This window comes from Nonomuraea sp. NPDC003727, assembly GCF_053586935.1.
This window is the reverse complement of sequence record NZ_JBSFNE010000024.1, coordinates 87873-106105: the sequence shown is the minus strand read 5'-3', so window position 1 is coordinate 106105 and position 18233 is coordinate 87873. Positions and strand designations below refer to the sequence as shown.

The window sequence follows — 18233 nt, the reverse complement described above, 5'->3', positions numbered from 1 at the left end:
TGTACGAGGAGACGCGGCGCAGGGAGACGTGGTTGCAGGCCTCCTCGGAGATCACCACCAGCCTGCTGTCGGGAGCCGCCTCGCACGACGTGCTCCGCATGCTCGCCGCCAGCGCCCGCAGGATGACCGGCGCCGACGCGGTCATGGTCCTGCTGCCCGAGGCGCCAGGGGAGGGACTGTCGGTGGCCGTCGCCGAGGGCGAGGACGCCGAGGACCTGCTCGGCACCGGCTTCCCGCTGGAGGGAAGCGCCGTCGGCGCCGTCTACACCAACGGGGAGTCCAGGCTCGAGAAGAGCATGCACGACTCCTCCGGCCCTGACGCGCCCGGCCTGCTGGTGCCGCTGGGCACGGCGCTCCCGGTGCGCGGCGTGCTGGCCCTGGTCAAGCAGCCCGGCCGGATGCCGTTCACCGGCGCGAACGTGGAGATGCTCGGCTCCTTCGCCGCGCAGGCCGCGCTGGCCTTCGAACTGGCCGAGGCGCGCAAGGACGCCGAACGGCTCGGGCTGCTGGAGGACCGCGACCGCATCGCCAAGGACCTGCACGACGTGGTCATCCAGCGGCTGTTCGCCGTCGCCATGACGCTGATGGGCGCGGTACGGCTGGTCGAGCACCCTGAGGCGGCCGACCGCGTGCAGCACGCGATCGACGAGCTCGACGAGACCATCAGGCAGATCCGCTCGACCATCTTCGCCTTGCAGGTGCCGCGCGATTCCGGCTCGCCCAGCCTGCGGGCCCGCGTCGTCGACCTCGTCGAGAACGCGCGCGGTCACCTCGGGTTCATGCCCGGCCTGCGCATGGAGGGCCCGCTCGACCACCAGGTGCCCGAGGAGGTCGCCGCCCACCTGCTGGCGGTGCTGCGCGAAGCGCTGTCCAACGTCGTCCGCCATGCCAAGGCCTCCAGGGCGGAGGTGTCGGTCGAGATCGCCGACGGCACGCTCACGCTCGTGGTGCAGGACGACGGCGTGGGGATGAGCGACGGCGGTCACCGCAGCGGCCTGCGCAACCTGGAGGACCGCGCCGCCCAGCTCAACGGCCTGCTGGAGGTCGAGGAGCCGGCCGGCGGCGGCACGCGGATCTGCTGGCGGGTCCCGCTCTGAACCCTCCGCCCGGCGCCTCCCGCCGCGGCGCGCGTCAGCGCCCGCGGTCGGCCTTCAACCTGGCGGCCATGGCCGCGACCTGAGTACGGCGCTGCAGGTTGAGCTTGCCCAGCAGGTTGGAGACGTAGTTCTTGACGGTCTTCTCCGCCAGGTGCAGCCGCTGACCGATCTGCCGGTTGGTGAGGCCCTCGCCGATCAGCTCCAGGATGTGGCGCTCCTGCTCCGACAGCGCCTTGAGCGGGTCGGTCCGGTCGGCCTGCTCGCGCAGCCGCTGCAGCATCGTCGCGGTCGTCTGCGGATCGAGCAGCGACTGCCCCTTCGCCACCGTGCGCACCGCGCCGACCAGGTCGGAGCCGTGGATCTGCTTGAGCACGTACCCCGCGGCGCCCGCCATGACGGCCTCGAACAGCGCGTCGTCGTCGGCATAGGAGGTCAGCATCAGGCACTGCAGTTCGGGCATCTGCGAGCGGACCTCGCGGCAGACGTCGACGCCGTCGCCGTCCGGCAGGCGTACGTCGAGGACCGCCACGTCGGGCCGGAGCGCGGGGATACGAGCCAGGGCCGAGGACGCGGTGCCCGCCTCGCCGACCACCTCGATGTCGTCCTCGGACTCCAGCAGGGCGGCGACGCCCCGTCGTACCACCTCGTGATCGTCGAGGAGGAACACGCGAATCATGATGCCGACGCTATCCATTCGGCATGGGCGCTGGTAGGGACCAAAGTCCCGGACACTTCGGTGGGCGGTGGCGCCACAGGCATCAGATCGACGGGTTGCAATGACGCCATGATGGCGCCATAGTGATGCCATGCACCTCGCGCCGTATGTCGACCGCCTCCACCACGAGCTCGCCGCCTCCGCGGAGGCGGCCGGCGAGGACGCCCGCGCGCTCGCCGAGCGGCTCGTCGTCCCGCTCGACTCCACCGCCAGGCTCGTCCTCCTCGAGGCGCTCTCGACGGCCGCCGTCGAGATCACCCGCGATCTCGCGCCGGGCTCGGTCGAGCTGCGTCTGCGCGGCCGGGATCCCTGCTTCGTCGTGACGCCGCCGCCGGGCGGCCCCGCCGTACCGCCCGGCTCCCACCCGTCCGCCCTCTCCTGGGCCTTCCCGCCCGCTGCCCCGCCCGCCGACGGCGAGGAGAGCGGCACCTCGCGGATCTCCCTGCGCGTCCCCGACCCGCTCAAGCACCGCATCGAGACGGCCGCCGGCGGTGAAGGGCTGTCGGTCAACGCCTGGCTCGTCCGAGCGGCCGGCGCCGCGCTCGACCGCGACGGCGGGCGGCGGCACACCGGCTGGGTGCGCTGAAAGCCGCCCGCTCTCCCTCCCCGACTCCCCCGAAAGGGCCTGAACGTGTCCGAACACACCGGCCGAGACCCCCGCCGCTGGTGGGTCCTCGTCGTCCTCTGCCTGAGCCTGATGGTGCTGGTCATCGACACCACCGTGCTCAACGTCGCCATCCCGTCACTGATGACCGACCTCGGCGCCACCCCCTCCGACATCCAGTGGATCATCAACGCCTACGTGCTGGTCTACGCCGGTCTGCTGCTCACCACGGGCAACCTGTCCGACCGGTACGGCAGGCGCCGCCTGCTCGTCCTCGGCCTGGCCGTGTTCGGCGGCGCCTCCCTGCTGGCCACGCTGGCGACGCAGCCGTGGCACCTGATCTCCGCCCGCGCGCTGATGGGCGTCGGTGGCGCCATGTTGATGCCATCCACGCTGTCCATCCTGATCACCACGTTCGACGACGACGAGCGGCGCAAGGCCATGGCCGCCTGGAGCGTCGTGGCGACGGTCGGCGTGATCGGCGGGCCCACCCTCGGCGGGTTCCTGATCGAGCGCTTCTCGTGGAACTCGGTGTTCCTGCTCAACGTCCCCGTCGCGGTGATCGCGATCGTGGCCGCGTACGCGCTGATGCCCGAACGGCGCGGCCCCGAGCGCAGCCTCGACCCGCTCGGCGTGCTGCTGTCCACCGTCGGGCTGACCGCGCTCGTCTACGTGGTGATCGAGGCGCCCCAGCAGGGCGTGAACCTGCCGGTGGCCGTCATCGCCGCCGTCGCCCTCGGCGGCTTCGCGCTCTGGGAGCGCAGGACGCCGCACCCGATGCTGCCGCTGGAGCTGTTCCGCAGCCGCGACTTCACCGGGGCCTCGTTCTCGATCCTGCTGATGTCGTTCGGCATCGGCGCGGTGATGCTGATGCTCACCCAGTACCTGCAGTTCGTGCTCGGCTACGGGGCCACGCAGGCGGGCCTGGGGCTGCTGCCGTACGCGCTGGCGGCCACGGTCTTCAACTACGTCGGCGTGGCGCTCGGCCAGAAGGTCTCCAACCGGACGCTGGTCGCCGTCGGACTGGCCGTGATGGCCGTCTCCTTCGCGGGCCTGGCCATGACCGGCGGCTACTGGTCGATGTTCGCCTCCATGCTGGTCATGGGGGCCGGTGGCGGCCTGGCGGGGCCGGCCGCCTACACGACGCTGATGGGCGCGGTGCCCGTGGAGCGGGCCGGTGCCGGCTCCGCGCTGAACGACACCGTCCAGCAGGTGGGCATGGCGCTCAGCATCGCCGTCCTCGGCAGCGTGCTGGCCGGGGTCTACACCGCCCGGATGCCGCACTCCGCGCCCGCGGCGGCCCGCGAGTCGATCGGCCAGGCGGTCGTGCTGGGTGATCCCGCCGTGCTCGCCGCCGCGCGCGACGCCTTCGGCGCGGCGATGTCGCTCGGCTCGTGGGTGGGCGTGGCCTGCAGCCTGGCGGCCGCGGCCCTGGCGATGGCCGTGCTGCGCCGTACGGCGCCGGCGCCCGCCCCGGCCCCCGCCAGGGAGGACAGCGAGGTCACCGCGTAAACCCCTCAGGACGGCCGGACCGTCGATCCAGCAGGCCGGCGCGGTGCGCGCCCCCGGTCTGCTGGATCCTCTCGTCCAGGCGTCGCCTGGTAGCCGGATTCTGTCAGTAGTGATCTCTACTGTCCCGCGCATGACATCTGCGACGCAGGCGTACAGCTACGCCGCGCCCTCGACTCTGGTGGACGGCCGCCTCGGACTGTCGACGTCCGGCGGCACCGCGCTCAGCGGCCCCGCCCTCGCGCCCCGGTTCTTCAGCGGGGTGGTGACGCAGGCCGCGCCCGCGGCCGCGGCGCTGCTCGGCGTGGCCGACGTGGCCCTGACCCGCTACCACCAGCCCCGTCCGGGCTGGACCCGCGACCCGGTCGTCACGTGCGGCGGCGACCGGCTCAGGTTCGAGTCGTTCTCCGCCTGCGGCGGCGTCTACGCCCGCCTCGACCTGCTCGACGGAGCCCTGGACGGCGAGGTGTTCGACCGGGGCACCACCAACGTCGACGTCAACGGCCCGCTGCGCGAGGCGCTGGCCAGGGTCGGCCCGCGCGACCCGCTCCACCTCGGCGTCGGCGCCGACGAGCTGACCGTGACGACCCTCGACGGCGCGGTCGTGGAGAAGAAGGTGCCGCTGCCCGAGCGCTGGCTGAGGGGCTTCGCCGAGGTGCAGGTGATCGCGGCGGGCATGGATCTGAAGGCCGAGCTGCCGGGGATGAACGCGGTGCGGTTCCTGCGGTCGCTGCCCAAGCGGGCCACGGCCGACCTGTGGGTCACTCCCGTGGGCCGCGAGCTGCGGGTGGGCGACCGGCCCGGCGCGGGCGCGGTGTGCCTGTCCGGCGTGGGCCGCCTGGCGACGCTCCTGCCGCTGCTGCGCTTCGCCAGAAGCCTGCGGGTGTACGGCCCGGCCGGCGGCGCCGGCGGCGCGGCGTCGAGCGCCTGGGAGCTGGAACTGCCCGGCATGCGCTACACCCTCGCCCTGTCGCCGGAGCGCTGGCGCGGTTTCTCGGGGGAGGGCGCGGTGCTGGAGGACCTGTCGTCCGAGGAGGCCGAGGCCGACGCCGACGTGGTCGGCATGCTGCTCAACTTCGAGCCCGAGGTGGAGATCGGCCTGCTGGCCGACCGGGCGGGCCTGCCCACCGCCCGGGTCCGGGCCGCGCTCACCCAGCTGGGTACGGCGGGCCGCGTCGGCTACGACCTGTCCGACGCCGCGCACTTCCACCGCGAGCTGCCCTACGACAGGGAGCACGTGCAGAACCTCAATCCCCGCCTGGCCGCCGCGAAGGCGCTGGTGGCGGCCGGTGCCGTACGGATCGAGGGGGACACGGCGCGGGTGCGGACCGGCGGCGGGGTGCGCGAGGTGAGGGTGAGCGACGGCTCGTGCACCTGCCCGTGGTGGTGGGACCACCGCGGCTCGCGCGGACCGTGCAAGCACGTGCTGGCGGCCAGGATCGCCGCCCGCGCCGACGTGGCGGCCGTGCGATGAGCGTCTGGCAGGAGGTGCGTGACCTCGTCACCGAGCGCAAGACGGTGGCGCTCGCCGACCTGGTGACCACGCTGACCGAGGCCGAGCGGGCCGAGGCGGGCCGCCGGCTGCCGGGCTTCCTCAAGGAGTTGCGCGAGACCGCGACGCGGATGGCCAGGGAGAGCCGGCGGGGCGGGGGTGCCGAGGGCGACGCCGCCGAGGACGACGACCCCGAGTGGATGCGGCTGGAGGTGCGCTGGGCGGTGGCCGACGCGGTCGGCGCGTTCGGGCCGCCGCTGCTGGTCGCCGGCGCGGGCACGCTCTCCGCCCCCGCGGCCACGGCCGCCTGGCTGACCCGCCGTGACCTGGTGCCGGCCCCGGACCCGTGGCGTGAAGAGCCGGACGAGCTGGACGAGGTGTTCCGCGCGCTGGCCGCGCGCCCCGTCGCCTTCCAGGCCGATGTGGCCGCACGGCTGGCGGCGAAGATCCGCCGGCCGCGCGACCGCGTCGTCCCGCTGGCCCTCGGGGCGCTGCGGACCTCGGGCGCCGAGCCGCCCGAGCACGACCCGCTCGTGGTCGCCTGGCTGTCGGCCCCTCCCGTGGACGACGACCCGCTGGTCGGCCTGCTGCTGCCGAGGATCTTCCACGCGGAGGGCGCAGGCCGGGCCCTCAGGGACGAACGGCCGAAGCCAGGACCCACCCGCTGGCTCGCCCTGTTCGGGCAGCTCCTGGCGGCGGGCACGGTGTCGCGCGAGGAGATCCTCGACGGCTGCGTGAGCCGGTTCCTGCGCGGCGGCGACGCCATCGACCTGCGCTTCTTCGTCCGCCTGCACGAGCTGGTCGACCCGCGGCCGCACGAGTCGGCCGGGCGGGCCCGCGACTATCTGCGGCTGCTGCCCGCCGCCCCCGGCACGGTCGCCGATCTGGCGATGGCCCAGCTGCGCCGCACCGGACCCCACGACGCCGCCGACGTCGTCGACGCGGTCGACGCGCTGACCTTCCGTCCCGAGGCCAAGCTGGCCCGCGCCGGCCTGACCTGGCTGGAGGAGGAAGTACGGCAGGCGCCCGGGCGCGCCGCCGACCTGGCGCCCGCGCTCGTCACGGCGTTCTCCCACACCTCCTACGAGGTGCGGCGGCGCGCGGCCGCCCTCGCGGTCAAGCACGCCACCGCGTTCGGCCCGGCGGCTCCGCTGATCGCCGAGGCCGTCCCCGCCCTGCCCGCCGACCTCGGCGCGCAGGTGGCGGCGGTGTTCGGCGGCGACCTCGCGGCCGAGGAGGCACCGGAGCCGTTCACCCCAGCGCCGCTGCCCGTCCTGCCGGGCCCCGGCCGGTTCCCCGCGCCCGCGCTCGACGCGTGGCAGCGGTACCGGCGCGGATGGATGCAGGACGAGCGGTGGCTGTCCGCCTTCGTGGCGGCCGCGGGCGACCGTCCGGCCCTGCGCGCGAAGCTGAAGCGCGCCTTCGACGACCCCGCTCAGCTGGACGACCCCGCTCAGCTGTACGCCAAGGAGCGCTGGACAGAGACCGGCGACTGGATCGCCGCCCTGGTCAGGGAGGTGATCACGCCGGGCGCCGATCCGGGTGTGCCCGCCGCCGAGCCCGCCGACCGGTGGATGCCGACAGCGGGGCCGCACCCGCTGACCGGTCACGAACAGGAGCCCGACCCCGCGGCGGAGCTGCGCAGGCGGCAGCGGCTGCCCGACCCGGGGCGGGCCTCGCCGCCGCACCTGTTCCTGCTGCGCCGGCTGAGCGAGATCTACGTGGCCCTGCGGGAGGGAACGCTGCCGCCCGTCCTGCTGGCCACGCCCACCCTGATGACCGGGCACCTGGACCCCGCGACGCTGGTGGACCGGCTCGAGGCGTGCGCCGCCGCCGGTGTCGAGCCGCTGGCCGCCGACCTGGGACAGGCGCTGCTGCGGCTGCCGCGCGGAGCCCACCCCGCCGCCGCCGAGCGGGCCGCACGCGTGGGCTCGCGGGGAGCCGTCCAGGCCGCCGCCTGGCTGTCCGCGGGCGGCCCGCCCGACCCGGAGACCGGCGTGGCGTGGGCCTACGTCGAGGGCGGCACCCGCCATCTCTTCGAGGAGCGCACGCCCGAAAACGCCACGCAGGTCGAGCTGGTGCCGGTGCTCCGCGCCGAGCCGACCGGGCACGACCTGGTCGACGAGCTGCTGAGCGAACCGTCGTCCTGGCACTGGGACGACCACAGCAACTCCATGGCCTGGTGGGCGGCGGTCCTGCCGTCGCACCGCGAGGTCGTCGCCGTCAACTACCTGCCCTACCTGCTGTACCGGTGGACCCGCCCCGGGATCTACCCGCCGCACCTGGCGATACTCGCCGACGCCGACGGCCCGGCCGGTGACGCCATCGCGGTCATGCTCGCCTACTTCCTCGCCAAGGGCGAACCGAAGGCGGTGCCGCTGCTGCTGCGGATGGCGGCCCGGGGCAGTCTGCCCGCCGAGGCGGTCGGCCGCCAGCTGGCGTTCCTGATCCGCCGCGCCGGATACCCGATCCCTCCGGTGCTGGACTCCCTCGCCGGCGCCGCCCGCCGGGGCGCGCACGAGCAGGTCTGGGACATCCTCAGGGGGATGCTGCCGGTGCTGCTGCCGGGCCGGGGGGAGCGGCCGACCGCCGGCCACACCGCGGCGGTGGCGCTGGCCACCGACGTGGCGGCGTGGACCGGCGCCCGAGGCGAGATCCCGTGCGTGTCCGACCACGCGGACAGCGGGCGCGGCACCCGCTTCGCCCACGAGTGCGCCCGCCTGCGCGACCGGCTCCGCTGACCGCGGAGGGCCCGCCCGTAGGAGGGGCTCTCCCGGATGGGCTTCGCGCGGGCATTCCCACCCGGCGGCCGGGCGCAGGTCACCGGTCGCCGGTCCAGCGGTCGTGGTGGACGGCGGCGTCCAGCGGGCGGCGCCGTCGCCAGCCGTGCCGTTCCAGGTCAGGGACCTTCTCCAGGTGGGAGACGGGGCCCACGCACAGCCACGCGACCGGTCGCACCACGCCGGGGACGCCCAGCAGGTCCCGCAGGAAGGACTCGCGGTAGAACGACACCCAGCCGACGCCGAGCCCTTCGGCGGTGGCGGCCAGCCACAGGTTCTGGATGGCCAGGCACACCGAGTAGAGCCCGGCATCGGCGATGGCGTGGCGGCCGAGCACCGCGGGCCCGCCCCGGCCAGGGTCGTAGGTGACCACGACGGACAGCGTCGACTCGAGCACCCCGTCGATCTTGATCCGGGCGAACCGCCGGGCGGCCTCGCCGTCGAGGGTGGCCGCGAACGTGTCCCGCTCCTGCCGTACGTGATCGTGGAAGGCGGCGCGGACGGCGCGGTCGCGCACCAGGATGAAGTCCCACGGCTGGGACAGGCCGACGCTGGGCGCCGCGTGCGCGGCCGACAGCACGCGGTGCAGCACCTCGTCGGGCACCGGCGCGCCGGTGAACTCGCCGCGCACGTCGCGGCGGCGGTGGATGACGTCGTACAGCTGGCTGATCATGGGCAGGCTCCCGCTGACTCGCGCCCCCGTGGGGGCGGTGAACGCGAGGCCGGTCTTCGGACTCCCGGATCAACGCCTGCCCGCCGGCCTTCCCAGCCCTGTCGGGCCAGTGACTGCGCTCGCGCGCGTGGGCGGAGGCTCCCCGGTAACCGCGGCGGGCCCGTGCCGGACTCTCACCGGCTTCCCGATTCTCCCCGCGAACGCGGGGCACCTCGCAACAGTTCGCCGGGCAGTACGGTAGCCGATCACTTCACCCGCCCGGTCGGCGAGGTCGGCCGGGACTCCGTCGCCCTGCCCGCGGTAGTGTCACCACGGCCGGTGCGGGCTCGTCCAGGCTTCGTCGCGCGAGGGGGGCGGACGCGTGCGCCGCGACGTCTGCCGTGCCTGGACGGTTGTCACCGCCGGGGGGACAGCCGCAGGACGACCCGGTCGGCGGACAGGGACAGCACCTGGACGCCGATGCCGTTGACCGATCCGGTGGTGCCCGCGCCCAGTCGCGCCTGCGAGCTGACGCCTGGACCGGTGCCCTTCACCTTCACCTGGTCGCCGGTGAAGGTGACGGCCAGCCTGGTGATGCCGAAGCGCGAGCTGACGCGGAAGGACACCGCCCGGCTGAGGGAGAGCCTGCACGCGCCGTCGTAGCAGGCGCGCAGGTCGGGCGCGGGGGAGAGGCCGGTGACCGGGGACGCGGTGGACCGGGACGCGGTGCTGACCGGGGGCACGGCGGTCACCAGCGCGGGGGCGGTCGAAAGGCGACGGGTGGCGGCCGCGGGGGCGGCGGGCAGGGGTGCGGTCGCGCCTGCGGTGATGGGGGGCAGAGGGGCGGTCGCGCCTGCGGTGATGGGGGGCGGAGGAGCGGTGGTGCGGCGAAGAATCCGCTTTGGGAGGCGGCGGGTAAGCGTGGGATGATGGCCGGGCCATGTCAGCCACGATGCCGCTTCGAGCTCTGCGAGCCGCCGCCTTCGCCGCGGTCTCGGTCATGCTCGGCATCGCCGCCCATGTGTTCGCCGGCGGGTCGGTGTCGGCGCCGTCGGTGGTGGTGGCGCTGCTGGTGTCGTTCCTGCCGGCCCAGGCGCTGGCCGGGCGGGAGCGGTCGGCGGCCGTGATCGCCGTGACCCTGGCCGCCACGCAGCTGGTGCTGCACGTGCTGTTCGCCGGCGCCCATGCCGTCGAGCCGGTGGTCGCCGGGCACGCGCACGGCCAGTCCTGGCTGGTGCCGGGCCTCGGCATGCTGGTCATGCACGGATGGGCGATCGGGCTGACGGCGCTGTGGATGTCGCACGGCGAGGCGGCCCTGTGGGCGCTGCTGCGGCGGCTGGCCGTACGGCTGCTCGTCGCGGTGCTGGCGTTCGTCGATCCGGCGGCCCGCACGGCCGTCCCCGCGCCGGCCGAGCGGCCGGCGATCCTGCGTTCCATCCTGCTCGGCCACGAGATGGGCCGGCGCGGCCCTCCTGGCGTCATGCGCACCGTTCCCGCCTGACCTCCCGTTCGAGGAGGCCGATGCGGGCCACCCCGGGAAAGGGGTGCTCCCCGGCGTCCCTGTCGTGACGGGCGCCGGGTCGACATCAGTGCCATGACACCAGTGCCGGCTCAGCCGGAAGAAGGGCTTTCCATGTTCTCGCGCGTCATCGTCGTTGTCGTCGGCGTGGCCAGCTTGGCCGCCTGTGGCGTCCAGGAGGCGGCCGACTCCGTTCCGAAGCAGGTCGCCGTGGCCTCGCCGTCCGGGCCGTCCGGGCCGTCCGGGCAGTCGGCTGCCGCTTCCGCGCTCACCATCACCGACCCGTGGATCAAGACCACGAAGAAGGGGATGACCGCCGCCTTCGGCACGCTCGTCAACAACTCCGGCACGGCCGTCGCCGTCGTGGCGGGCAGCAGCCCCCTGTCGCCGAAGGTGGAGCTGCACGAGGTGGTGGAGTCCGGCGGGAAGATGGTGATGCAGCCGAAGAAGGGCGGCTTCGTCATCCCCGCCAAGAGCTCCCACGTGCTGAAGCCCGGTGGCGACCACATCATGCTCATGGGGGTCACCGAGGAGGTGAAGCCGGGCGCGGAGGTTCCGTTCACGCTCGTCCTCGAGGGCGGCGGCACGTTCGCCTTCACCGCCATGGGCAAGGACTTCGCCGGGGGCAAGGAGGACTACCAGCCCGGCATGGACATGAGTGGCGACCATGGCTGAGCTCGGGCTCGCGGTGAATCGCCGCCGGTTGCTGGCGGGCGGGGCCGTGGCGGCGGTGGCCGCCGTCGCCGGCTCCGCCCCCACCGCGGGGGCGGGCACGGTCACGGCACCCCCGGTGGTCGCCGACGGCAGGGCGGTCGAGCCGTTCCACGGCCCGCACCAGGCGGGCGTGGCGACCGCGCCGCAGGCGCACGCCGTGTTCGTCGGGCTCGACCTGCGCAAGGGCATCGGCCGCGAGGAGGTGTCCAGGATGATGCGGCTGCTGACCGACGACGCCCGGCGGCTGACCCAGGGACGGCCCGCGCTCGCCGACACCGAGCCCGAGCTGGCGGCGCTGCCGTCCAGGCTGACCGTCACGTTCGGGTTCGGCCCCGGCCTGTTCGCCGCGGCCGGGCAGTCCGGGCGGCGGCCCGCGTCGGTGGCCCCGCTGCCCGCCTTCAAGATCGACAAGTTGGAGAAGCGCTGGAGCGGCGGGGACCTGCTCGTCCAGATCTGCGCCGACGATCCGCTCACCGTCGCCCACACGCTGCGGATGGTGGTCAAGGACGCCAGGGCGTTCGCGAAGGTGCGCTGGACCCAGCGCGGGTTCAGGCGGGCCGCGCACACGCAGCCGAGCGGGCTGACCCAGCGCAACGTCATGGGGCAGCTCGACGGGACGGTCAACCCGGTTCCCGGCACGCCGGAGTTCGAGCGGGCGGTCTGGATCCCGGCGGAGGGCGGCCGGCTGCAGGGCGGCACCACCCTGGTGCTGCGGCGGATCAGGGCCGAGATGGAGACGTGGGACGCCGCCGACACCGTGGCCAAGGAGTTCACGGTGGGCCGCCGCCTGGCCGACGGCGCCCCGCTGACCGGCGGGCGCGAGCACGACGCGCCCGACTACGCCAAGCTCACCCCCGCCGGATTCCCCGTCATTTCCGAGTACGCGCACATCCGCCGGGCCCACGTCGCCGACCCGAACCTGCGGATGCTGCGCCGGGTCTACAACTACGACGAGGGCGTCGCGGCCGACGGCCGCGCCGACACCGGGTTGCTGTTCGCCTCCTACCAGGCCGACGTCGCCCGCCAGTTCGTGCCCGTGCAGGAACGGCTGGCCGAGGCGGACCTGCTGAACGAATGGACCACGCCGATCGGTTCGGCGGTTTTCGCCATACCGCCGGGCTGCGGCCCTGACGGCTGGATCGGAGAGGGGCTGCTGTCATGAGCAAGGGATCGGTTCGCAGGGGCCTCGTGCTGGTGGCCGCCTGCTGGTTGCTGGTGCTGCTCGGTGCCACGCCGGCGCTGGCGCACGACCGGCTCAAGAGCAGCTCGCCGGCCAGGAACGCCACGGTGGTGTCCGTGGAGGAGATCGAGCTGGAGTTCACCTCCTCGGTACGGCTGCCCGCGATCGTGCTGCACGACGGTGACGGCTCGGCCGTCACCCTCAGGAAGCCGAAGGTGGATGACAAGATCGTCACCGTGGCGGTGCCGGAGCCGCTGCCTGCCGGGCGGTACGTCATCGGGTGGCGCGTGGTCTCCACCGACGGGCACCCGATCGAGGGGGAGATCCCGTTCTCGGTGAAGGGCGGCCCCTCCGCCACCCCGACGCCGACCGCCTCGGCCGCACCGTCCTCCTCGGGGGACCCCGCGACCGCCGCATCGGCGGAAGCCACGCCCGCCGTCTCGGGAGAGGCCACGCCGGGATCGTCGGCGGAAGCCGCGCCGGATTCCTCGGCGGTGCCCGCGCCCGCGGTGACCGGGTCCTCTCCGGGGGCGCCGGACGCGGTGGCCGCCACCCCGGCCGCGAATCCGGCAGCCGATGGCGTGCCGGTGTGGTTGTGGGCGACGGCCGGCGTCCTGGCGGTGGCCGGCGGCGCCCTGCTGCTGCTCAGGCGCCGCCGGGAGGAGCCCGACGAGGAGGAGTGACCCGGGCGGACGCTTCAGGTGGGGATCGGCGGGTTGTGCCTGGAGTACCCGCCGAACTCCCAGCGCAGCGGCGAGGCCGCCGTCACCTCCACCACGCCGTCCACCTCGAAACGGACCGTGCGCTCGGCGCCCCAATCGACGTGCGCCCGCCCCGTGACGTGCAGGGCGTCGCCGGTGTCCCAGTCGGGGAACAGCAGGCCGCAGGCAGGGTCGAGCTCCAGGTTGCCCAGCGTCATGTACATCGAGTTGCCCACGTAGTCGGGCCAGGCCAGGTGCCGTTCGTCCAGCACCGTGACGAATCCGGGGTTGCCGCCGCGATGCGAGGCGTCGGCGCCGAGACCTTCGGCGTGGGTGGCCACGAAGAAGGTGTCCGCCTCGGAGATCCACTCCTGCTGCCGCCCGCTGAGCGTGTTCGAGGTACGGGCGGCGGGGGAGGTGACGGCCGGTCCTGGGATGATCGTTCTGGCCTGGATGTACTTGGGGCAGTTGCTGTAGACCTGTTCGGTGTGCACGAGCAGGCCGGCGCCGGCCGCGTGCGCGGTGCCGTTGGCCCGCATCCTGCGCCGGGTGGCGGGTTCGATGGCGATCATGCCGATCTCGTGTTCGCTGGCGAACGCCCCGGCCAGCGGGTCGCCGGGCCCCGGCAGGGCGCCCACCATGATGCGCCGCTCGTCCAGCGCCTGGGCGAAGCCTTCAGGGCCGGTCAGCGCGCCGGCCCACATCCGGCCGTGGGTGTCGGCGGCGGCGACGACGAGCAGGCGCTGCCGGCTCAGGAAGTCGGCGGCCACCTCGGGGATCTCCGGCCGGGCCCGGGCCGATCCCCACGTCCCCGCACTGGGCACTCCCGCCCGGCGCTGGACGGCGGCCTCTCCGGGGTGCTCCATGGCCTAGAAGAACCCGCACGTGGGGGCGGAGCCGCTGGGGGCCCGCCGGTCGCCCGCGGCGTCGGGGGCGTAGATCTCCAGGCGGATGCCGTCGGGGTCCTCGAAGAACAGGCCGCCGGAGGAGGCGCCCTCGCGGTGCGGAACGATGCCGCCGTGGTGGATGGTCGCGCCGATCTCGCGCAGCACCGCCTCGGCCTGCTGGACCTCGTGCAGGTTCCCGACCTGGAACGACAGATGGTGCAGCCCGGGCTGCGCGGTGGGGAAGCGGCCCTCGCTCTGCCGCCACAGGGTGAGCCTCAGGGTGCCGTCCTGGGCGAGGAAGGCGAACTCCTTGCCGTCCTGGTCGGACCTGCCGCTCACCTCGAAGCCGAAGACACGCTGGTAGAAGTCGGCCGAGCGGTCGAGGTCGGTGACGTTGAGGCCGATGTGGCCGGTCTGGAAGGTGGACATCGAGAACTCCTCCGTCGATTCGATACCCACGAATATAACGGAGTTTGGCGCGTTAGCCCATTATAAGTTTGTGGCGTGCGTCACTCACTCCGCCTTGTGGGCGCGGTAGTGGCGCGCGGCCCTGGCCCGGTTGCCGCAGGCCGTCGAGCACCATTCCTGGCGCGGGTGCTCCTTGACGAAATACAGCACGCACCGAGGAGCGGGGCAGGTGCGCAGCTCCGCGACCTCGGGACCGGCCAGGAACCGCAGGGCGGCCTGCGCGAGGCGCGCGGCCAGGAACGCCGCCGGAGGTCCGACGGGCACGAGCGACAGCGCCGGCCCGTCCTCGTCCCAGGCCAGCTGAGGCGCCGCCGGTACGGCGAGCGCCGCCGCGTTCACCTGGGCGAGCGCCTGGTCGAAGGCGGGCAGCCGGGCGGCGTCGGCAGAGCTGGGCGGCCTCGGCGCGACGGCCCTGGCGAACAGCGCCCTGACGGCCAGCCGCAGCTCGACGACCTGGCGCCACTGCTCGGACGTGGCGGTGAAGCCAGGATCCAGGTCCAGCTCGCCGGCGCGCGAGCGGGCCCACGCGGTGAGCGCGTCGGGATCGGACAGGGCGTCGAGGAGACCGCTGCGCGTCGCGCGGATCGTGCTGACGAAGTCGAGGGCGAGCATCCCTCCAGGCTAATGGGTGATATGCGGTCTCCCCGTTAGGCGGAGCAGGGTCCGGCTGTCCGGCTGCTCCGGCGCCCGGCCGCGCTAGTCGAGACAGGGCTCGGCGTGCGGCCCGCCCTTGAGCTCGTGGAAACCCGGGGTCGCCGCGACCAGCAGGGTGGCGTCCCAGAGCCGGCCGGCGGCCTCCCCTCTGGGAATGCGGGACATCACCGGACCGAAGAAGGCGACGTCACCCGTCGCGATGATCGGGGTGCCGACGTGGTTGCCGACCCGGCTCACACCGTCGGCGGTCGAGGCCCGCAGGTGGTCGTCGTACGACGTCGTGCTGGCGGCCTCGGCCAGCTCCTCGGGCAGGCCGGCGGCGGCCAGCGCGGGGGCGAGGTCCCAGCCGCCGAGATCGTGCAGGGTCTCGTAGAAGCGGCCGAGCGCCGCCGTGCCGTACCGGAGCTCGACCGCCGCGCACACCCGTGCCGGGTACCAGAGGTAGCCCTCGGTGTCGCCTTCCGGGTTCACCTCGAGGTGCTCGTTGAGCGCGGACAGGCTGAGCAGCCGCCAGCGGATCTCGATCGGGCGCACCCGGGCGGCCTCGGCCAGCCACCGCGAGGTCACCCAGGTGTACGGACACGTCGGGTCGAACCAGAAGTCAGTGATCACAGCACGAAAGTACCGACTCGGCCGCGCCCGCTTCAGGAAAGTCGCACCACCGGGCTCGAGAGGAGGTCAGCGACGGGAGAGCAGCCAGGGGTCGCGCAGGTCGTAGAAGACCAACTCGCTCTCGTACAGCGCCATCTCCTCGTCGAAGAGCTCCTTCAGATCGGCGGGAGGCTGCTTGCGCTCGCCCTCCCTGGCCGCCGACTCGGAGGTGAAGTAGATGGCCTGGGTGAACGAGCCGTCGTCGTACAGGGCCGCGATGCCGCCCAGGACGTCGGGGCGGAAGTTGCTGAACTGCGCCTCGTACAGCTCGTTGAGCTCGCGCAGCCGCCGCACGTCGCGCACCCTGCCCTCGATCACCTGCACGAAGCCCGCCTCGTCCGAGCCGCCGCCGAGGAACGGCACGACCTCGGCGGAGTCGTGGAAGACGATGTCGCCGCTGAGCAGCTTGGAGGTCTCCATCCACCACTGGTGCTGCTCGGAGCGCCCGCTGTTGGCGCGGGCGGCGTCCTCGGACTCGAAGCGGGCCAGGTTGACGAAGGTCCCGTCGTCGGTGACGCCCGCGGTCGTGCCGAGCCATCCCGGCGCGCCGGAGGACAGTTCCTCGACCCACCGGTCGAGCGCGGCGCGCAGCTGGCCGGGGTCGCCGGTGCGGCCCTTGATGACCTGGATGAACATGATGACCTCCGCCTTCCCCGCCCCTCCCGATCTCCGAGGCTACGGTGGCCGCACCGCCCGGTCGAGCCGCGCCGATGCAGGGTTGGGACAAGCAATGGCAAACGCGTGGAGGCGGCCGGCCCGGTGGGGAGGCGGGCCCCGCCGAGCCGGGAGCGCTACGGCCGGCTCGACGGCGTGGCGTGCTCGGCGGCGCCACCCGAGAAGTCGTACACCACGCACTGCTGGTCGCCGACCACCCACGCGTCGTGGCCGGGCGGGCAGACGAAGACGTCGCCGGGCCCCATCTCGGCCTCGGCGCCGTCGTTCATGCGGATGCGGAGCCTGCCGGAGACGACGAAGCCGTTGTGGTGGACCTCGCACGAGTCGGTGCCCGCGATGGGTCTGACCGACTCCGACCAGCGCCACCCGGGCTCGAACGTGGCCACGCCGAAAGCCAGGCCGGTCAGGTGGCATACCTCCAGGTGACCGTTCGGGAAGTCGCGACGCTCGTCCGGCTTGTCGATGCTCTTGACCTCGATCATGACGTCCCCCCTTCCGTCGGCTCCAGTCTCGCACCGGGCCATGGGGCCAACAACCTGCCCGCTCAGGCGTCGGCCGGCCGTCCGGCCGGCCGCGGCAGCGCGGCCATCAGCGCCACCAGGACGATCGCCACCGGCACGCCCCAGGCGAGCACCTCGGGGATCGCCGCGCCCACGCCCCGGCCGTGCGGCTGCCGGGCGAGCAGGCTGCCGAAGAGCGCGACGCCGAGCGACAGGCCGAGCCCGCGCGCCGACAGCGCGGCCGACGTGACGGCGGCCAGGTCCGCGGGGACGGCGGCGTTCTGCGCGACGACCACCAGGTTCTGCATCAGCAGCCCGAACCCGAGGCCGAGCACGCCGAACTCCACGGCCACCAGCGCGTACGGGGTGCCGGGCTCGAGCCGGCTCAGCAGCGCGAAGCCCGCCACCACGATCACCGCCCCGGCGACCAGGTAAGGCTTGGGACGGCCGGCGACGCGCGCCCCCGACACCGAGGCGACCGCCATGAACGTGATGACGTACGGCGTGAGCGCCAGGCCCGCCTGCATGGCGCCCATGCCGTAGGTGGCCTGCAGGTAGCCGGGCAGGTACACGATCGAGCCGCCGAGCAGCGCGCCGAGCAGGGCGGTGGCCGCCAGCGTGACGCGCAGCGCCGGGACGGCGAACAGCCGCGGCGGCAGCAGCGGGTTGTCCGCGCGGCGCTGCCGCCACACGAACAGCGCCAGCAGCGCCGCGCAGGTCGCGGCCGGCGTGAGGACCGCGCCGGAGGTCCACGCGTGGACCCGCCCGCCCCATTCGGCCACCAGCAGCAGGCTCACCGTCGCGCCCGCGAGCAGCACCCCGCCCGCGACGTCGATCCTGCCGCCGCCGGGTGTGGGCAGCCGCAGGGCGAGGCCGACGAGCGCGATGCTGAGCAGGCCCAGCGGGAGGTTGACGAAGAAGATCCAGCGCCAGCCAGCGAGGTCGGTGATCGCGCCGCCGGCCAGCGGGCCGCCGAGGCTGGCCAGCGCGAAGACCCCGCCGGTCAGGCCCTGGACCCTGCCGCGCAGGCGCTGGGGGTACAGCTCCGACAGCGCGATCGTCGGCAGCACGAACAGCGCGCCCGCGCCGATGCCCTGGACGGTTCTGGCGGCCACCAGCTCGGGCAGGGTCCGCGCCAGGCCGCACAGCATCGAGCCGGCCAGGAAGACGGCCACCGCGGTGACGAAGACGGCGCGGCGCCCGAACCGGTCGCTGACGCGCCCGTAGAGCGCGCCGGTGGTGGTCGAGGCCAGCACGTAGGAGGTGACGATCCAGCCGATCGCGTCCGTGCCGCCGAGGTCGGCGGCGATGTCCGGCAGCGCGATGGCGACCACCGTCTGGTCCAGGACCGACAGCAGCATGCCGACGAGCAGTCCGGCGGTGGCCGGCGCCACGCGCGCGGGCGTGCTCCTGGCGAGGTGGGTGGTGCTCACGG

Annotated in this window: 19 protein-coding genes and 1 riboswitch; of the genes, 9 read left to right on the top strand and 10 right to left on the bottom strand. The window is 74.0% G+C overall.

Annotated features, from left to right (window positions below; genetic code table 11):
* Positions 1 to 1097, top strand: a 1097-nt coding sequence (locus tag ACWDLG_RS39135; RefSeq protein ID WP_449929763.1) for a sensor histidine kinase, incomplete at its 5' end; no start/stop codon positions are given.
* A 34-nt stretch (positions 1098 to 1131) separates the two neighbouring features.
* On the opposite strand, the gene ACWDLG_RS39130 is transcribed toward ACWDLG_RS39135, so the two are convergent.
* Entirely contained in the window at positions 1132 to 1773 is a 642-nt protein-coding gene (locus tag ACWDLG_RS39130) for a response regulator transcription factor (RefSeq protein ID WP_354911991.1), read from the bottom strand.
* Between the two features lie 130 nt (positions 1774 to 1903).
* Between ACWDLG_RS39130 and ACWDLG_RS39125 the strand changes: the two genes are divergently transcribed.
* The 4 genes from ACWDLG_RS39125 to ACWDLG_RS39110 all read left to right on the top strand — a co-directional run bounded on the left by ACWDLG_RS39125 (position 1904) and on the right by ACWDLG_RS39110 (position 8158).
* Positions 1904 to 2398 carry a hypothetical protein gene (locus ACWDLG_RS39125; RefSeq protein WP_449929761.1) on the top strand — a complete coding sequence of 165 codons (495 nt, stop codon included), beginning with the start codon at positions 1904 to 1906 and terminating at the stop codon, positions 2396 to 2398.
* A 45-nt stretch (positions 2399 to 2443) separates the two neighbouring features.
* Positions 2444 to 3928 carry an MFS transporter gene (locus ACWDLG_RS39120; RefSeq protein ID WP_449929759.1) on the top strand — a complete coding sequence of 495 codons (1485 nt, stop codon included), beginning with the start codon at positions 2444 to 2446 and terminating at the stop codon, positions 3926 to 3928.
* 130 nt (positions 3929 to 4058) lie between these two features.
* Positions 4059 to 5399 carry an SWIM zinc finger family protein gene (locus tag ACWDLG_RS39115; RefSeq protein WP_449929757.1) on the top strand — a complete coding sequence of 447 codons (1341 nt, stop codon included), beginning with the start codon at positions 4059 to 4061 and terminating at the stop codon, positions 5397 to 5399.
* Complete coding sequence (locus ACWDLG_RS39110; RefSeq protein ID WP_449929755.1) at positions 5396 to 8158, top strand: hypothetical protein; 2763 nt, start codon at positions 5396 to 5398, stop codon at positions 8156 to 8158. The genes ACWDLG_RS39115 and ACWDLG_RS39110 overlap by 4 nt, the downstream gene beginning before the upstream one ends.
* Before the next feature lie 79 nt (positions 8159 to 8237).
* On the opposite strand, the gene bluB is transcribed toward ACWDLG_RS39110, so the two are convergent.
* Together bluB and ACWDLG_RS39100 are read right to left on the bottom strand one after the other, a co-directional pair.
* Entirely contained in the window at positions 8238 to 8870 is a 633-nt protein-coding gene (gene bluB / locus ACWDLG_RS39105; protein WP_449929753.1) for a 5,6-dimethylbenzimidazole synthase, read from the bottom strand.
* 30 nt (positions 8871 to 8900) lie between these two features.
* Positions 8901 to 9095, bottom strand: a riboswitch (cobalamin riboswitch).
* Between the two features lie 170 nt (positions 9096 to 9265).
* Positions 9266 to 9592 carry a hypothetical protein gene (locus tag ACWDLG_RS39100; protein WP_449929751.1) on the bottom strand — a complete coding sequence of 109 codons (327 nt, stop codon included), beginning with the start codon at positions 9590 to 9592 and terminating at the stop codon, positions 9266 to 9268.
* Positions 9593 to 9801: 209 nt separating this feature from the next.
* Between ACWDLG_RS39100 and ACWDLG_RS39095 the strand changes: the two genes are divergently transcribed.
* From ACWDLG_RS39095 to ACWDLG_RS39080, 4 genes are all read left to right on the top strand, one after another.
* The gene (locus tag ACWDLG_RS39095; RefSeq protein WP_449929749.1) at positions 9802 to 10350 is read left to right on the top strand and encodes an MFS transporter; all 549 of its coding nucleotides are present in this window, start codon (positions 9802 to 9804) and stop codon (positions 10348 to 10350) included.
* 132 nt (positions 10351 to 10482) lie between these two features.
* On the top strand, positions 10483 to 11043 hold the full coding sequence (locus ACWDLG_RS39090) for a copper chaperone PCu(A)C (RefSeq protein ID WP_449929747.1): 561 nt from the start codon (positions 10483 to 10485) through the stop codon (positions 11041 to 11043).
* Positions 11036 to 12244, top strand: a complete 1209-nt coding sequence (locus tag ACWDLG_RS39085; protein WP_449929745.1) for a Dyp-type peroxidase — start codon at positions 11036 to 11038, stop codon at positions 12242 to 12244. The genes ACWDLG_RS39090 and ACWDLG_RS39085 overlap by 8 nt, the downstream gene beginning before the upstream one ends.
* Complete coding sequence (locus ACWDLG_RS39080; RefSeq protein ID WP_449929743.1) at positions 12241 to 12945, top strand: copper resistance protein CopC; 705 nt, start codon at positions 12241 to 12243, stop codon at positions 12943 to 12945. The genes ACWDLG_RS39085 and ACWDLG_RS39080 overlap by 4 nt, the downstream gene beginning before the upstream one ends.
* Positions 12946 to 12959: 14 nt before the next feature.
* On the opposite strand, the gene ACWDLG_RS39075 is transcribed toward ACWDLG_RS39080, so the two are convergent.
* The 7 genes from ACWDLG_RS39075 to ACWDLG_RS39045 form a co-directional block, all read right to left on the bottom strand.
* Entirely contained in the window at positions 12960 to 13829 is an 870-nt protein-coding gene (locus ACWDLG_RS39075; RefSeq protein WP_449929741.1) for a pyridoxamine 5'-phosphate oxidase family protein, read from the bottom strand.
* 3 nt (positions 13830 to 13832) lie between these two features.
* Positions 13833 to 14279: a VOC family protein gene (locus ACWDLG_RS39070; RefSeq protein ID WP_449929767.1), complete on the bottom strand. Its 447-nt coding sequence runs from the start codon at positions 14277 to 14279 to the stop codon at positions 13833 to 13835.
* A gap of 84 nt (positions 14280 to 14363) precedes the next feature.
* A complete protein-coding gene (locus ACWDLG_RS39065; protein WP_449929739.1) occupies positions 14364 to 14930 on the bottom strand; it encodes a CGNR zinc finger domain-containing protein in 567 nt (188 codons plus the stop codon).
* An 84-nt stretch (positions 14931 to 15014) separates the two neighbouring features.
* Complete coding sequence (locus ACWDLG_RS39060; protein WP_449929737.1) at positions 15015 to 15584, bottom strand: mycothiol-dependent nitroreductase Rv2466c family protein; 570 nt, start codon at positions 15582 to 15584, stop codon at positions 15015 to 15017.
* Positions 15585 to 15650: 66 nt separating this feature from the next.
* Positions 15651 to 16259, bottom strand: a complete 609-nt coding sequence (locus ACWDLG_RS39055) for a hypothetical protein (protein WP_449929735.1) — start codon at positions 16257 to 16259, stop codon at positions 15651 to 15653.
* Positions 16260 to 16414: 155 nt separating this feature from the next.
* Positions 16415 to 16780: a cupin domain-containing protein gene (locus ACWDLG_RS39050; protein ID WP_449929733.1), complete on the bottom strand. Its 366-nt coding sequence runs from the start codon at positions 16778 to 16780 to the stop codon at positions 16415 to 16417.
* Between the two features lie 62 nt (positions 16781 to 16842).
* Positions 16843 to 18231 carry a DHA2 family efflux MFS transporter permease subunit gene (locus ACWDLG_RS39045; protein WP_449929731.1) on the bottom strand — a complete coding sequence of 463 codons (1389 nt, stop codon included), beginning with the start codon at positions 18229 to 18231 and terminating at the stop codon, positions 16843 to 16845.
* Positions 18232 to 18233 lie beyond the last annotated feature (2 nt).